Origin of the sequence: Pseudomonas sp. PvP025 (assembly GCF_017832155.1) — a bacterium.
In the GTDB taxonomy this organism is placed as follows: Bacteria; Pseudomonadota; Gammaproteobacteria; order Pseudomonadales; family Pseudomonadaceae; genus Aquipseudomonas.
Genome location: NZ_JAFIBJ010000001.1, coordinates 721,004 through 734,523 on the forward strand (window position 1 = coordinate 721,004; position 13,520 = coordinate 734,523).

Consider the following 13,520-nt stretch of genomic DNA (forward strand, 5'->3'; position numbering starts at 1 on the left):
TTTATCGCACAGGGCAGCCACTGGATAATGCGCGCCATCCATTTTTTTGTTGAAGCGCAGGTGATGTATGCAGGCAAGTTCTGTCGAGGGCGTGGCGCAGGCCAGGCCAAAACGAAACATTTTGAAGTTGCTGCTGTTGCCGCTGGTGATTCTGGCGGGCATGGGGCTGTCGATGGAAGCCGGTTTGCTCGGCCCGCTGGGTGAGCAGGTCGGGCATCTGTGGGCGACCTTGAGTATTTTCGGAGTGGGTTCGGCGCTGCTGTTTCTGCTGCTGTTCTTCAGCGGTGCGCGAAAGGGCCCGGCGCTGAGCGAGCTGCCGCGCTGGCAGTTGATCGGCGGTTTCCTGGGGCCGATCTATGTGGTGGTGCTGACCCTGGCCACGCCCCACATCGGGATTGCCATGACCATGATCGCGATCCTCTCGGGTCAGGTGGGCAAGAGCGTGTTGATCGACCATTTCGGCTGGTTCGGCACGGCCCGCAAGCGGGTCAATAGTGAGCGCTGGATTGCCCTGGCGTTGATTGTGGTGGCACTTGTTTTGATTGCGCGGGGTTGAGGCGATGAATCTGATTTTATTACTGGTGGTCGTGGTTGCCGCAGGTGCGGTATTGAGCGTGCAGGCGGCGATCAACGGGCGCCTGGGGCAGACGGTCGGCGTGCTGCGCAGCAGCCTGGTGACCTTCGGCATCGGCGCACTGGTGACGGCGCTGCTGATTTTCTTCTTCGAACCGGCGCACGCCGTGAGCCTGTTGGACGTGCCGAAATGGCAACTCACCGGCGCGCTGTTCGGCGTGGTGTACATGATCGTGATGGTCGGCGCGGTGCCGGTGGTCGGCACGGCCGTCGCCACGGTGGCGGTGATCACCGGGCAATTGGCGATGGGCATGCTGATCGACAATTTCGGCTGGCTGGGGAATCCGGCCATTGAATTGTCGGGCAGCCGCATCGTGGCGATGGTCTGCCTGGCGCTGGCGCTGGTGTTCATGTACCGCAGTAATACGCGCAGCGAGTGATGGTTTGAACCATCCGCGGCGGGCCACAGTCACTGCTTAAGGTGGCGGTGTTCGCCGCGCCATGACGACCATGAAGAAGGAGTCTGACCATGCCAGATCAAACCTGTGCCTGCCCACACTGCAAGTGCGTGTTGGGTGTTGATGCGGTAATGAAAGACGGTAAGGGCTATTGCTGTGAGGGCTGTGCTCAGCATCATGCGCATGGTGAGCCGTGTGCTGCGCAGGCCAATTGTGAGTGTGCCAAGTCGGCCCATAGCTGAACGCTTACGGGCTTTGGGAGGCGACGGTCTTAGAGTTGACCGACGTTTTCCTGGCTGGCGATATTAAAAAATGTGCGAGGGGGCTTGCTCCCGATAGCGGTGGGTCAGTCAGCTTATGTGTAGCTGACCCACCGCCATCGGGAGCAAGCCCCCCCGCCCATCTGTGTGATTGCATCCGGCTTGGCTATTGGGTCTCCAGCTCCAGACGCAGGCTGTGGTCGGACAGGCGCTTGCGGTCCTTGACCACGGCGCTGGTGCGCTTGCCTTCCAGTGCGAACACCACCGTCTGCGCATGGTGCAGGTCGTCGGGCAGGGGTTGAAGCACCTTGAGCACCAGGCCGTCGGGTTCGTGCCGCACGCTCACCTGGCATTCCGCGTGTTTGGCCAGTGGCCCGAACAAGGTGTCCTGGGTGTAGTCGATCTGCGCTTTGCCGTTGACCTGTGCTGTTGAGTCCATGATTTTTCTCCTTGATCAAGCCTGGGCGCACGTCCCGAGTGGCGCTATTGCCAGGCCTGTGATGTAAACAAGTGATCGCCATGGAGGTTAAAAATTCACTAATCCTAATAGATAGCGCTTTGTGGCGAGCGGGCTTGCCCCGCGTTGGGGGGCGCAGCAGCCCCAAAACCAGGCTCTGAGCAGTGTCAGGCACACCGTATGCGCCTTAATTGGGGGCGCTTCGCACCCCAACGCGGGGCAAGCCCGCTCGCCACAGAAGCATTCGGCGGGTCTGGAAAGGTGTGTAGGTTACTCGACCTCGGGCACGCCTTTTTCCCAGGCCGACCAGTTGCTGAGGATCGCCTGCACCAGCGAGTTACCGGTGCGATAGAGGTTCTCCAGCGCCGGCACGAAGCCGCCCTGGTCGGCGTATTTGAGCAGGTTGTCCACCTCGCTGTAGCCCGGATAAGGGCGGTCGAAGTCGGACCCCGCGCGCACCACGGCCAGGCGCTGGATGTCCACCAGGCCTTCACGGCTGGCGCGCAGCAAGGCTTCGTAGGTGGAGTTGTCCTCCTGCTGGGTGGTGCAGTACTCGCCTTTGTTGTCGGTGAGCAGTTTGGTCCACACCTCGGCGCGCTCACTCAGGCGCGTGCCGGAAAACCAGGTATTGCCCGCCAGGGTGTCGCAACGGGTCACCTGCGGCGGCTGGTTGGCGGGAGCGGCGGGGTAGTGCTGGCGCCAGGCCGCCGATTCCTTGCTTTCGGAAAGCGTGACCTTGTGCGACAGCGCAAAGGCCTTGGCCTGCAACTTGGGGTTCAGCTCGAACACTTCGGTCTTGTAGTCCAGCGGCGGTTTTTCGTTGGGGCCTTTTGTGTTGATGCCGATATAACCCGTTGGCCAGTCCTTGTGCGCATCCCGCGAGTCCAGCTCCCACTGGGTGCCGAACTCCACCAGATAATGGGCCCAGGCCGCCGTGCCGAGGGTGCCGTGTTTGGGGCTGATGCCGGCGATCCCGGCGATCAGGAAGTAACTCTGGCGCAGGTCGAACTTGGGCGACAGCGCCAGTGCCAGCGTCGACGCTGCGGCGTTGGTCTGGCCCATGCCGGTCACCAACAGGCACACGTCCTGGGTGTTGCAGCGAATCACCGGGTATTCGGCGGACAGGCCGGGCACACGGACTTCCTGCTTGAGCGCCAGGCGGTCTATCCAGGTTTGCGCCTCGGGGGCGAACATGGTGATCAGCATCACCTTGGGTTTGATCGGTGCGGTCTGCGCCAGCACCACAGAGGGCAGCAGCGCGAGGCTCATGGCAATCGACAGACGGGTAAACGCTTTCATCCAAAACTCCTTGATCAGAATTGATAGCCCACGCCGGCGTAGTAACCCCAGCCGTCCGAGCGTGCGCGAAAGTTGCCTTCGCCGAAATTCAACTCGCTGCCATCTTCCCAGTTGCCGCCGTTGTGAAAGTAACGGCCGACCAGGGTGAAGCGCAGGTGCGTGAACGAGTACAGCAACACGTTAGTCGCCACCAGTGAGTTGGCGGTGCGCGCCGGGTTGTCCTTGTGCAGGTCCGAGCCGAAGTCGTAATTGGTAAAGCCGATGTAGGTCAGCGAGGCGCCGTTGTCGAACTTGCCGATGGGCACGATGTACTTCATCTGTGCACGGTAGCCGTCCCACGAGTATTCATTGCTGGCGCCGTAGTTTTCCCACTGGTACCGGCCGTAGAAGTTGGCCGAGAGGTTGACCCGCGAGTGCGTGTCGATATCGGTGCCCAGGCCGCTGTAAAGGGTGTTGGCGCGGTTTTCCTTGTGGCTGCCGTGGTCGTAGATCCAGTCGAACGCCACGTACCATTCCTTGAACGGGCCGATGGCCAGGCTGCGGCCGGCCAGGTAGTCGATGGAGATACGCGGTTCGTGCTCCATGAACACCGGCGAACCGTGGTCCCACACGCCTTTGTCGTTGCTGTTGCCGATGGTGAGGATCTTCGGCACATCGACATAGCCGTACAGCTCGAACGGGCCCTTGCGGCCGAAGTACTCGTATTCCAGATACACATCATCCTGCGGCCGGGGGCCGAAGCTGATGTCCTTGCTGCCGATCAAGGTCAGGTCCTGGTTGAACCATTCAGAAAGATAAACGCCCTTTTTCGTCGCAGGGCTGGCTTCAGGGCTCAGGGTTTCGCCCTGTGCCGAGTCATCGGTGGGCTTTTCCTGCGCCAAAATGGGTGCACTGAGTACTCCCGTAACGGCGGCCAGGACCATGGAAACACCAAAGCAGGCCCGGGGCCTTGAGTTCAGGTGCATTGAAAATCCCTATTCGTACGCGGTGGGGACCCGATTATTCAGGCCGACATGAACCCGCCTGGCAGGTTCGTAGCGCAAACGTTTGCACGGGCCGTACCAACTTTGCCCAATGGACTGAATGGCATGGAAAAAAGCGAAATTAGTCGACCTGTTGATCAGAAATGACTGGGTGTCATTTTTCGCCGGGATCAAACAGATGAACCGCACTGCCACGCCGGTATTCGCTCGGTGTCTGCTGCATCTCGATACGGAAGTGCCGATTGAAGTTGGACAGGTTGGCGTAGCCCACTTCAAAACAGATATCGGCCACCGACCGATCGCTTTGCAGCAGCAGGCGGCAGGCACGCTGCACGCGGAACTTGCGCATCAGGTCGATAAAACCGTGGCCGGTGTTGCGCTTGAAGAAGCGCGAAAATCCCGGCTCACTCATCTGCAGCTGTTGGGCAATGACCGACACGCGCAGGTCGCCGGTCAACTCACGCATCAGGTAATCGAACGCCGTGTTGATGCGTTCGGCGCTACGGGCGTCCAGGGTTGGCGCGTAGCAGGCGCTCGCCAGCGCTTTCACCTGCGGTGCCGGGGCGCTTTTCAGGGTGTCGAGCAACTGCAGGAACAGGATCAGGCGTTGCAGGCCGTGGGCATGGCCGATGTCTTCCATCAAGGCCGCCGCCTGCACGGCGGTGGCGCCGCTGAATTGCAGGCCGCGCCGGGCCCTATCGAACAGGGGCTGCAAGTCGCCCAGTTCCGGCAGCGTGTTGCGCAGGGCCAGCAGGGCGGCGCCGTCGAATTGCAGCACCACGTCGCGGCCGCGCAGGCAGTCGCCGGGCGCCAGCTCGCCAATCCAGTCGTGGGGCAGGTCGGGGCCGATCAGGGCCACGTGCCCGGCACTGAAGGCGCCGATGTAGTCGCCCGCCACCAGCTTGCCGCTGCCTTGACGGATCAGGTGGATCTCGAACTCGGGATGGTGGTTCCAGCGTGCCAGCTCGAAGGGATAGTCGTGTTCGAACCAGCGGAAACAATGCTCCGGCTCGGGCAGGATCACTTCCAGCTCGGCGGGGCGATGTTCAAACAGGGTGGCGCGGTCAACGGGCATGTGGCTGCCTCTTGTGCGTTGGGTCACGCCAAAATACTCGCCCGGAGCCTGCCTGCGCTACCTCTGTTATCGCGTGCAACCGGTACTTTTTTGCGCCTGGCGCGCCGGTTAAAAAAGTACCGGTCGCGCATGCGCCAGGCGTTTGTGAGGGTCAGGCCAAGCTGCTGTAATCGTTGCTCCACAACAAAAACAGCAGGCGCACACCGCCATGGCTCTCGCAACGACTGTTGACGGACACTGACCCCATGAAACGACTCCAAGGCAAGAGCGCGCTGATCACCGGATCGGCGCGGGGCATCGGCCGGGCCTTTGCCCAGGCCTATATTGCCGAAGGCGCAACGGTTGCCATCGCCGATATCAACCTGCAGCAGGCCCGCGCCACGGCCGCCGAACTGGGCCCGCACGCCTACGCTGTGGCGATGGACGTGACCGAGCAGGCTTCCATCGATGCGGCCATCGACGCGGTAGTGGCCCACGCCGGCAAGCTCGACATTCTGATCAACAACGCCGCGCTGTTTGACCTGGCGCCCATCGTCGATATCACCCGCGCCAGCTTCGACCGGTTGTTTTCGATCAACGTCGCCGGCACGCTGTTCACCTTGCAGGCCGCGGCCCGGCAGATGATCCGCCAGGGCCATGGCGGCAAGATCATCAATATGGCCAGCCAGGCCGGGCGGCGCGGCGAGCCGTTGGTGGCGGTGTACTGCGCCACCAAGGCCGCGGTGATCAGCCTCACTCAATCGGCCGGGCTCAACCTGATCAGGCAGGGCATCAACGTCAACGCCATCGCGCCGGGGGTGGTCGACGGCGAGCACTGGGACGGCGTCGACGCCCTGTTCGCCAGGCATGAAGGCCTGGCACCGGGCGAGAAAAAACGCCGGGTCGCTGCCGAGGTGCCGTACGGCCGGATGGGCACGGCGGATGACCTGACCGGCATGGCGGTGTTCCTGGCGTCCACGGACGCCGATTACGTGGTGGCCCAGACCTATAATGTCGACGGTGGCAACTGGATGAATTGAGCGCTTTTTACAGCACATACATCCAATTCCCGCGCCGCCAATACCGGCAGAATTCCCCCATTGCTCAACGCTGCATGGGGGACTCAACACCATGGACGCAACATCCGGCACCGGCCCCGACGAAGTCGTCACCCTGGTCGTCAAACACCTGATCAAGCGCGGTCGCGAGGCCGACTACGAAGCCTGGCTGCGGCGCATCGTGCACATCGCCGGCGAGCGCCCCGGCCACCTCGGCGTCGACGTGGTGCGCGTCACGCAGAACGGCCAGGCGCTGTTCACCTGCGTATTGCGCTATCGCTCCACCCACGACCTTGAAGTGTGGCTCGACTCCGCGCAGCGCAAGCTGCTGATCGACGAAGCCGCGCCGATGCTCGCCGATGGCGACCACACCGAAGTCGGCGGCGCCAACGAATTCTGGTTCACCCCCCTTGCCGACAGCGCGGCCAAGCCGCCGCGCTGGAAGCAGGCGGTGGTGAGCCTGTGCGTGATCCTGCCGCAGACCTTGATCCTGCCCTTTATCTGGGGGCCGATCCTGCGCCTGCACCCGTTCCTCTCCAATTACGTGGTCTCCACCTTTCTGGTCACCCTGACCATCGTGCTGTTGGTGGTGTACCTGTTGATGCCGGCGGCCACCCGGCTGTTCGCGCCCTGGCTCGAAGCCTCCGTAAAGGAAACCCTATGAACGCCGACCTGATCCTGTTCAATGGCCAGTTCCACACTGTCGACCGTGAAAACCCGCGCGCCACCGCCGTCGCCATCCACCAGGGCCGCTTTGTCGCGGTGGGCACCGACGGCGAGGCCATGGCTCTGCGCGGCAGCGGCACCCAGGTCATCGACCTCAAGGGCCGCACGGTGATCCCGGGCCTCAACGACTCCCACCTGCACCTGATTCGCGGCGGGCTCAACTACAACCTCGAGCTGCGCTGGGAAGGCGTGCCGTCCCTGGCCGATGCCCTGCGCATGCTCAAGGACCAGGCCGACCGCACGCCCACCCCGCAGTGGGTGCGCGTGGTCGGTGGCTGGAACGAATTCCAGTTCGCCGAAAAACGCATGCCGACCCTGGACGAGTTGAACCAGGCCGCGCCGGACACGCCGGTGTTCGTGCTGCACCTGTACGACCGCGCCTTGCTCAACTGCGCGGCCCTGCGCGTGGCCGGCTACAGCAAAGACACGCCGAACCCGCCGGGCGGCGAGATCGTGCGCGACAGCCACGGCAACCCCACCGGCATGCTGGTGGCGCGGCCCAACGCGATGATTTTGTATGCGACCCTGGCCAAAGGCCCGAAGCTGCCCCTGGCGTACCAGGTCAACTCCACCCGCCAGTTCATGCGCGAACTCAATCGCCTGGGCCTCACCAGTGCCATCGACGCCGGCGGCGGTTTCCAGAACTACCCCGACGACTACGCGGTGATCGAGCAACTGGCCAGGGACGAGCAACTGACGGTGCGCATCGCCTACAACCTGTTCACCCAGAAGCCCAAGGAAGAGCTCAGCGACTTCAAACACTGGACCGGCAGCGTCACGCTGCACCAGGGCGATGATTACCTGCGCCACAACGGCGCCGGCGAAATGCTGGTGTTCTCGGCGGCTGACTTCGAAGACTTCCTCGAGCCACGCCCCGACCTGCCGCTGACCATGGAGCAGGAGTTGGAGCCGGTGGTGCGTCATCTGGTCGAGCAGCGCTGGCCGTTCCGCCTGCACGCCACCTATGACGAATCCATCTCGCGCATGCTCGACGTGTTCGAGAAGGTCAACCGCGATATCCCGTTCAATGGCTTGCCGTGGTTCTTCGACCACGCCGAAACCATCACCCCGCACAACATCGAGCGCGTGCGCGCCCTCGGCGGTGGCATCGCGATTCAGGACCGCATGGCCTTTCAGGGCGAGTACTTCGTTGAACGCTACGGCGCCAAGGCCGCCGAAGCCACGCCGCCGATCCAGCGCATGCTCGCCGAAGGCGTGCCGGTGGGGGCGGGCACCGATGCCACGCGGGTGTCGAGCTACAACCCGTGGACCTCGCTGTACTGGATGGTCAGCGGCCGCACCGTGGGCGGCCTGGCGCTGCACGCCGAAGGCCTGCCGCGCCTCACCGCGCTTGAGCTGTTCACCCATGGCAGCGCCTGGTTTTCGTCGGAGCAGGGCAAGAAGGGCCAGATCAAGGTCGGCCAGTTGGCGGACGTCGCTGCGTTGTCGGCGGACTTTTTCAGTGTCGACGAAGAAGCCATCAAGTGGATCGAGTCGGTGCTCACCGTGGTTGGCGGCAAGGTGGTGTACGGCGCCGGCGACTTCGAGGATTTCGCGCCACCACGCGTGCCGGTGCTGCCGGACTGGTCGCCGGTGGTCAAGGTACCCGGCCATTGGCGCCCCGGTGCACCGATGCAGGCTCAGGTTCACCAGTGCAGCGGCCCCTGTGGCGTGCATGCCCACCGCCATGAAACAGCGCGCCTTTCCAGCGTGCCGGTCAGCGACTTCCAGGGGTTCTGGGGTGCGTTTGGCTGCTCGTGCTTTGCCTTTTAAACCCCCCCTGAAGGAGTTGACCCATGACCTACAAGCGCTTGAACAAAGATGATGCCGTGGTACTGCTGGTGGATCACCAGACTGGCCTGATCTCCCTGGTACAGGATTTTTCGCCCAACGAATTCAAGAACAACGTGCTGGCCCTGGCCGACGTCGCCAGGTTTTTCAACCTGCCGACCATCCTCACCACCAGCTTCGAAGGCGGTCCCAACGGCCCGCTGGTGCCGGAGCTCAAGGAACTGTTCCCGGACGCGCCGTACATCGCGCGTCCAGGCCAGATCAATGCGTGGGACAACGAGGATTTCGTCAAGGCCGTGAAAGCCACCGGGCGCAAGCAGATCATCATCGCGGGTGTGGTCACGGATGTGTGCGTAGCTTTCCCGACGCTGTGTGCCCTCGCTGAAGGCTTCGAAGTGTTTGTGGTCACCGACGCTTCCGGCACCTTCAACGAAACCGTGCAACAAGCGGCCTGGGCCCGCATGACCGCCGCCGGTGCACAGCTGGTGAACTGGTTCTCCGTGGCCTGCGAACTGCAGGTTGACTGGCGCAACGACATGGAAGGCCTGGCCAACCTGTTGTCGCCGCGCATCCCCAACTACCGCAACCTGATGAACAGCTACTCGGCGTTTACTGCCAAGTAATCCGTTTAGAACAGGCCGATGCTGCCTGTGGGAGGGGGCCAGCCCCTTCCCACAATGTGTTTTGTGGTGTGCCTGGTTAACCGCTATAAACCTGCCAACTGTCTACCGAGAAGTGACAATGAACCCCTTCGAAGACATGCGCCTGTTCTGTCAGGTGATGGAGTCCGGCAGCTTCACCGCCGCTGCCGAGCAACTGGGCCTGTCCAAGCAATTTGTCAGCCGTCGGCTGATCCAGCTCGAAGACCGCCTCGGCGTGCGTCTGCTCAACCGCTCCACGCGGCGCCTGGATGTGACGCCACTGGGCCAGCGCTATTACGAATCCGCCCTGCGCCTGCTCAGCGATGTCGAGCAAATGGAGCAGGGCATCGCTGGCCAGAACAGCGAACCGCGCGGCACCCTGCGCCTGAGTGCGCCGTTGTCGTTTGCCATGGCGCACCTGGGCTGCCTGTTGCCGTTGTTTTTACAGCGCTACCCGCACGTCGCGGTGGAGGTCGACTTGAGCGATCGCCCCGTCGACCTGATCGGCGAAGGCTACGACCTGGTGCTGCGTATCGGCACCCTGGAAGATTCCACCCTGATCGCCCGCCGCATCGCCAGCATCCCCCGCGTGTATTGCGCCAGCCCCGACTACCTGGCCCTGCGCGGCACGCCGCAAAAACCTGACGACCTCGCCGAACACGACTGCCTGCCCTACGGCCACGGTCGCCAGGTGCAATGGCGGTTCAAAGGCAAGGTGCAGGCGCTGAATGTCAGCGGGCGCATGCGTGTGAACAACGGCGACCTGCTGCGTGATACGGCCATCGCAGGTCTGGGCATCACCTATTTGCCGACGTTCATCGTCGGTGAAGCGTTGAAGGACGGCCGTCTGGTGACGGTGCTGGACGATTTCGCACCCGAGGCCCTGGCGTTGTCGGCGGTGTACCCGCAGCATCGGCAAAGCTCCAGGCCGGTGCAGACGCTGGTTGAGTTTTTGCGCGAGCGTTTGGCGAGTGGCTGCTGACAGGGGAGATGGACCCTTTATCCCTGTGGCAGCGGGCCTGTCGTGGCGAGCGGGCTTGTTGTGGCGAGCGGGCTTGCCCCGCGTTGGGGTGCGAAGCGCCCCCAATCAAGCAAAACGCGGTGTACCTGATACGGCTCAGCGCCTGGCTTTGGGGCTGCTGCGCAGCCCAACGCAGGACAAGCCTGCTCGCCACAGGGAATCTGCGCTTAACTGAACGGCATTAGGACAAGCCTGCTCGCCACAGAGGCTCCCGTTCGATCTTCGGTGCGCATGAGCGACCGGCCGATAAGCGTTAGTGGCTAATGGCCGTTACCCTGATAGACTCCAGGCATTCATCCAGGATCACACGCGACCATGGCTGCCCCAGGAGGAAACGAAGTTCCGCTCGCTACCCGTTTGTATAAATCCCGCGCGCTGGGGCTGACGCTCGGCTTTGTGTGCGTGTTGTTTGGCATGTACCCCCTCGATCCATCGCCGTGGGTGTGGGCGTGGATGCTGGTGAACGCGTTTGTCTGGCCCCATGTGGCGTTTCAATTGTCATTGCGGGCGGTGCACACCCTGCGCAGCGAGCGGCGCAATTTACTGTTCGATTCCTTCTGCGGCGGGTTCTGGGTCGGTGCCATGCACTTCAATCCGCTGCCCAGCGTCACCACACTGTCGATGATGACGATGAACAACGTCGCCATTGGTGGCCCGCGCTTCATGTGCGCAGGGTGGATCGCGCAGGGCTTGGGCGTTTGTGCAGCGCTGCTGGTGTTCGCCCCGGCGTTTGTCGCCGTGACCACCCAGGCCCAGCTGTATGGCTGCCTGCCAATCCTGATGCTGTACCCGCTGGCACTGGGCTGGATCTGCTATCGACAGGCCCGGACCCTGGCCCGGCATAAGCGCGAACTGCTGGCCTTGAGCCGTACCGACAGCCTGTCCGGCTTGCTCAACCATGGCGCGTGGAAGGATCATCTGGAGATCGAGTTCCAACGCTGTCGCCGGGAGCAGCAGGGCGCGGTGATTGCGCTGATTGACATCGACCATTTCAAACTCATCAACGACACCTACGGCCACGTCACCGGTGATATCGTCCTGCGCCAGTTGGGCAAAGTGTTGCGCCAGAACTTGCGTATCACCGATCTGGCCGGGCGTTACGGGGGTGATGAGTTCTGCATCATCATGCCGGGCATGCCGCTCAATCGTGCCACCGACGTGATGGATACCCTGCGTGATCGCTTCAACGCGCTGGTCTATGACCAGGACCCGACCTTGCGCGCCAGCTTGAGCATCGGCCTGGCGCCGTATCAAGCGGAGCATGCCGATTGCACCCGGTGGCTCAACGATGCCGACCTCGCGCTGTACGAGGCCAAAAGCGGCGGGCGCAACCGCGTCAGTTGTGTACAAGGCAGTTGGTTGCGGTCCGTTTAGTGGGGTAGGGTGTGACTTTTCCTACCAGCACTTAACAAGGATCGGTTTATGCTTTTCACCTTCCCGCGCACCCTTCTGGCCGTCACGCTGGCCTTGTCCTTCGCAGTCCCGGCCTACAGCGCCGAACCCCATAAACAGATTCAGGCGGGTGCCGAGCAATACAAAGGCCAGGCGCTGAAACTGCTGGAGCGCCTGGTGAACATCGATTCGGGCTCCGGCTACGGGCCAGGCCTGACACAAGTCAGCGACATCGCGGTCGATGAGCTCAAGCAACTCGGCTTCAGCATCGAACGCGTCCCGGATGCCGCCGCCAACAGCAGCCATGTGATCGCCACGCTCAAGGGCAGCGGCAAGGCCAACATCCTGCTGATGGCGCATATGGACACTGTATTCAAGGAAGGCTCGGCCGCCGAGCGCCCGTTTCACATCAAGGACGGACGCGCCTATGGCCCCGGCGTGATGGATGACAAGGGCGGTATCGTCGCCGGTATCTACGCGCTCAAAGTCCTCAAAGACCAGGGCTTCAAGGACTACGCAAAAATCACGTTCCTGCTCGACGCCAGCGAAGAAACCGGCTCCGATATCGCGTCCGACCTGATCCGCAAAACCGCCAAGGACCACGACGTCACCCTCAACCTGGAACCCGGTCGCCCGGCCGACGGCCTGGTGGTGTGGCGCAAAGGCAGCGCCACCGCCGTGGTCGACGTCAAAGGCAAAGCCGCCCACGCCGGCGTCGCCCCGGAACTGGGACGCAACGCCGCCATGGAAGCTGCGCACCAGATCCTGCAACTGGGCAAACTCGGCGACGAAGACAAGAAAACCACCATCAATTTCACCGTGATCAACGCCGGCGACCGCACCAACGTCATCCCCGACCACGCCACCGCCAAGGCTGACGTACGCGCAGCATTGCCGGAAGAGTTTGATCGGATCGAAAAGGACCTGGTGCGCGTATCCGCCAACAAGCTGATCCCGGAAACCGAAGTGACCACCACGCTCAAACGCGGCTTGCCGCCAATGCCGCAGACAGCAGAGTCCGACAAGTTGGTGGCAATTGCCCAGGGCATTTATGGGGAGTTGGGCAAGCAGTTGACCATCGAAGGCAGCGGCGGTGCAGCGGATGCCAGTTTGTCGGCCGGAGTGGGTACGCCAACGCTGGATGGATTCGGGATTGTGGGGGGCAATATTCATACACCGGAGGAATATGCGGAGGTGGAGAGTGTGGTGCCGCGGGTGTATTTGTTGAGTCGGATGATTATGGAACTTTCGAAGCGGTGAGTGGGGGGGGGGGCTCACTCGGTGTTGAGTGAGCCTTTTTTGTGAGACTACTCTGTGTAAAGTCAGTTGCTGTTGCGAGCTCGCTACAGGGTCTTAGTTGTGTCAGGAAAAGTTGTGTTGGTTCTACCATGTAGATTGATCTTCGAGGCTGGCTTTATGAAGGTCATCCTTCCATACCTCATGGGCTAAGCGGTAGATGTCGGCGAAAAAACCTCTAGGGTCGGCTATCTCTGTTTCATCCCAAGCTATTGTGATGTGCTCATCATAGTCACTCTCGAACTCTTTCGCAAAATCAAAATTCGGACTATCCAGCGAATCTTTAAGCATCGATATCAGAATAAATCGATGCCTGTAAGATAAATACATAAGGTCATCGAGGATATAATTTTTTATTATGATTTCCCGGTCTTTACTGCTGTTAGGATCATATGCCCAAAGCGCCTCGCCTTTAGTTTCTTCAAGGTCGTAAATAGATAGAGCGGCTAGAATGTAGGAGATTTTTGGTGTGAACGGTGAGTCTCTGAAAGGTGACTTCAACATGATTATC

General features: G+C 61.8%; 15 protein-coding genes. 10 read left to right on the top strand and 5 right to left on the bottom strand.

Going from position 1 to position 13,520, the window contains the following annotated elements; all coding sequences use genetic code 11:
• Nucleotides 1–67 precede the first annotated feature (67 nt).
• The 3 genes from JOE32_RS02960 (at nucleotide 68) to JOE32_RS02970 (ending at nucleotide 1,273) form a co-directional block, all read left to right on the top strand.
• Nucleotides 68–556, top strand: coding sequence for a DMT family transporter (locus JOE32_RS02960; RefSeq protein WP_057009399.1), 489 nt, complete (start codon nucleotides 68–70; stop codon nucleotides 554–556).
• A 4-nt stretch (nucleotides 557–560) separates the two neighbouring features.
• Nucleotides 561–1,013 carry a DMT family transporter gene (locus tag JOE32_RS02965; RefSeq protein ID WP_057009398.1) on the top strand — a complete coding sequence of 151 codons (453 nt, stop codon included), beginning with the start codon at nucleotides 561–563 and terminating at the stop codon, nucleotides 1,011–1,013.
• Between the two features lie 89 nt (nucleotides 1,014–1,102).
• Nucleotides 1,103–1,273 carry a metallothionein gene (locus JOE32_RS02970; protein ID WP_209981273.1) on the top strand — a complete coding sequence of 57 codons (171 nt, stop codon included), beginning with the start codon at nucleotides 1,103–1,105 and terminating at the stop codon, nucleotides 1,271–1,273.
• Between the two features lie 184 nt (nucleotides 1,274–1,457).
• On the opposite strand, the gene JOE32_RS02975 is transcribed toward JOE32_RS02970, so the two are convergent.
• The 4 genes from JOE32_RS02975 to JOE32_RS02990 all read right to left on the bottom strand — a co-directional run bounded on the left by JOE32_RS02975 (nucleotide 1,458) and on the right by JOE32_RS02990 (nucleotide 5,105).
• The gene (locus tag JOE32_RS02975) at nucleotides 1,458–1,730 is read right to left on the bottom strand and encodes a hypothetical protein (RefSeq protein WP_209981276.1); all 273 of its coding nucleotides are present in this window, start codon (nucleotides 1,728–1,730) and stop codon (nucleotides 1,458–1,460) included.
• Between the two features lie 288 nt (nucleotides 1,731–2,018).
• Complete coding sequence (locus JOE32_RS02980) at nucleotides 2,019–3,047, bottom strand: purine nucleoside permease (RefSeq protein WP_209981278.1); 1,029 nt, start codon at nucleotides 3,045–3,047, stop codon at nucleotides 2,019–2,021.
• Nucleotides 3,048–3,061: 14 nt separating this feature from the next.
• Nucleotides 3,062–3,970, bottom strand: a complete 909-nt coding sequence (locus JOE32_RS02985) for a nucleoside-specific channel-forming protein Tsx (RefSeq protein ID WP_245228942.1) — start codon at nucleotides 3,968–3,970, stop codon at nucleotides 3,062–3,064.
• A gap of 214 nt (nucleotides 3,971–4,184) precedes the next feature.
• A complete protein-coding gene (locus JOE32_RS02990; protein WP_209981282.1) occupies nucleotides 4,185–5,105 on the bottom strand; it encodes an AraC family transcriptional regulator in 921 nt (306 codons plus the stop codon).
• Between the two features lie 245 nt (nucleotides 5,106–5,350).
• Between JOE32_RS02990 and JOE32_RS02995 the strand changes: the two genes are divergently transcribed.
• From JOE32_RS02995 to JOE32_RS03025, 7 genes are all read left to right on the top strand, one after another.
• Nucleotides 5,351–6,124: an L-iditol 2-dehydrogenase gene (locus JOE32_RS02995; RefSeq protein WP_209981285.1), complete on the top strand. Its 774-nt coding sequence runs from the start codon at nucleotides 5,351–5,353 to the stop codon at nucleotides 6,122–6,124.
• A gap of 91 nt (nucleotides 6,125–6,215) precedes the next feature.
• Nucleotides 6,216–6,806 carry an antibiotic biosynthesis monooxygenase gene (locus JOE32_RS03000; protein ID WP_209981287.1) on the top strand — a complete coding sequence of 197 codons (591 nt, stop codon included), beginning with the start codon at nucleotides 6,216–6,218 and terminating at the stop codon, nucleotides 6,804–6,806.
• A complete protein-coding gene (locus JOE32_RS03005) occupies nucleotides 6,803–8,641 on the top strand; it encodes an amidohydrolase (protein WP_209981289.1) in 1,839 nt (612 codons plus the stop codon). The genes JOE32_RS03000 and JOE32_RS03005 overlap by 4 nt, the downstream gene beginning before the upstream one ends.
• Before the next feature lie 23 nt (nucleotides 8,642–8,664).
• Complete coding sequence (gene ycaC, locus JOE32_RS03010; RefSeq protein ID WP_209981292.1) at nucleotides 8,665–9,282, top strand: isochorismate family cysteine hydrolase YcaC; 618 nt, start codon at nucleotides 8,665–8,667, stop codon at nucleotides 9,280–9,282.
• 118 nt (nucleotides 9,283–9,400) lie between these two features.
• Nucleotides 9,401–10,282 carry a LysR family transcriptional regulator gene (locus JOE32_RS03015; protein WP_209981296.1) on the top strand — a complete coding sequence of 294 codons (882 nt, stop codon included), beginning with the start codon at nucleotides 9,401–9,403 and terminating at the stop codon, nucleotides 10,280–10,282.
• A 354-nt stretch (nucleotides 10,283–10,636) separates the two neighbouring features.
• Nucleotides 10,637–11,695, top strand: a complete 1,059-nt coding sequence (locus JOE32_RS03020; protein WP_209981298.1) for a diguanylate cyclase — start codon at nucleotides 10,637–10,639, stop codon at nucleotides 11,693–11,695.
• A gap of 48 nt (nucleotides 11,696–11,743) precedes the next feature.
• Complete coding sequence (locus JOE32_RS03025) at nucleotides 11,744–12,973, top strand: M20/M25/M40 family metallo-hydrolase (RefSeq protein WP_209981300.1); 1,230 nt, start codon at nucleotides 11,744–11,746, stop codon at nucleotides 12,971–12,973.
• Nucleotides 12,974–13,096: 123 nt separating this feature from the next.
• On the opposite strand, the gene JOE32_RS03030 is transcribed toward JOE32_RS03025, so the two are convergent.
• On the bottom strand, nucleotides 13,097–13,513 hold the full coding sequence (locus JOE32_RS03030; RefSeq protein WP_209981302.1) for a hypothetical protein: 417 nt from the start codon (nucleotides 13,511–13,513) through the stop codon (nucleotides 13,097–13,099).
• Between the last annotated feature and the right edge of the window lie 7 nt (nucleotides 13,514–13,520).

Coding starts and splice junctions, on each gene's coding strand:
- JOE32_RS03015 (WP_209981296.1), top strand. CDS start 9,401: ATGAACCCCTTCGAAGACATGCGCCTGTTCTGTCAGGTGATGGAGTCC.
- JOE32_RS02995 (WP_209981285.1), top strand. CDS start 5,351: ATGAAACGACTCCAAGGCAAGAGCGCGCTGATCACCGGATCGGCGCGG.
- JOE32_RS03005 (WP_209981289.1), top strand. CDS start 6,803: ATGAACGCCGACCTGATCCTGTTCAATGGCCAGTTCCACACTGTCGAC.
- JOE32_RS02970 (WP_209981273.1), top strand. CDS start 1,103: ATGCCAGATCAAACCTGTGCCTGCCCACACTGCAAGTGCGTGTTGGGT.
- ycaC (WP_209981292.1), top strand. CDS start 8,665: ATGACCTACAAGCGCTTGAACAAAGATGATGCCGTGGTACTGCTGGTG.
- JOE32_RS02985 (WP_245228942.1), bottom strand. CDS start 3,970: ATGGTCCTGGCCGCCGTTACGGGAGTACTCAGTGCACCCATTTTGGCG.
- JOE32_RS02960 (WP_057009399.1), top strand. CDS start 68: ATGCAGGCAAGTTCTGTCGAGGGCGTGGCGCAGGCCAGGCCAAAACGA.
- JOE32_RS03000 (WP_209981287.1), top strand. CDS start 6,216: ATGGACGCAACATCCGGCACCGGCCCCGACGAAGTCGTCACCCTGGTC.
- JOE32_RS03025 (WP_209981300.1), top strand. CDS start 11,744: ATGCTTTTCACCTTCCCGCGCACCCTTCTGGCCGTCACGCTGGCCTTG.
- JOE32_RS02990 (WP_209981282.1), bottom strand. CDS start 5,105: ATGCCCGTTGACCGCGCCACCCTGTTTGAACATCGCCCCGCCGAGCTG.
- JOE32_RS02975 (WP_209981276.1), bottom strand. CDS start 1,730: ATGGACTCAACAGCACAGGTCAACGGCAAAGCGCAGATCGACTACACC.
- JOE32_RS03030 (WP_209981302.1), bottom strand. CDS start 13,513: ATGTTGAAGTCACCTTTCAGAGACTCACCGTTCACACCAAAAATCTCC.
- JOE32_RS02980 (WP_209981278.1), bottom strand. CDS start 3,047: ATGAAAGCGTTTACCCGTCTGTCGATTGCCATGAGCCTCGCGCTGCTG.
- JOE32_RS02965 (WP_057009398.1), top strand. CDS start 561: ATGAATCTGATTTTATTACTGGTGGTCGTGGTTGCCGCAGGTGCGGTA.
- JOE32_RS03020 (WP_209981298.1), top strand. CDS start 10,637: ATGGCTGCCCCAGGAGGAAACGAAGTTCCGCTCGCTACCCGTTTGTAT.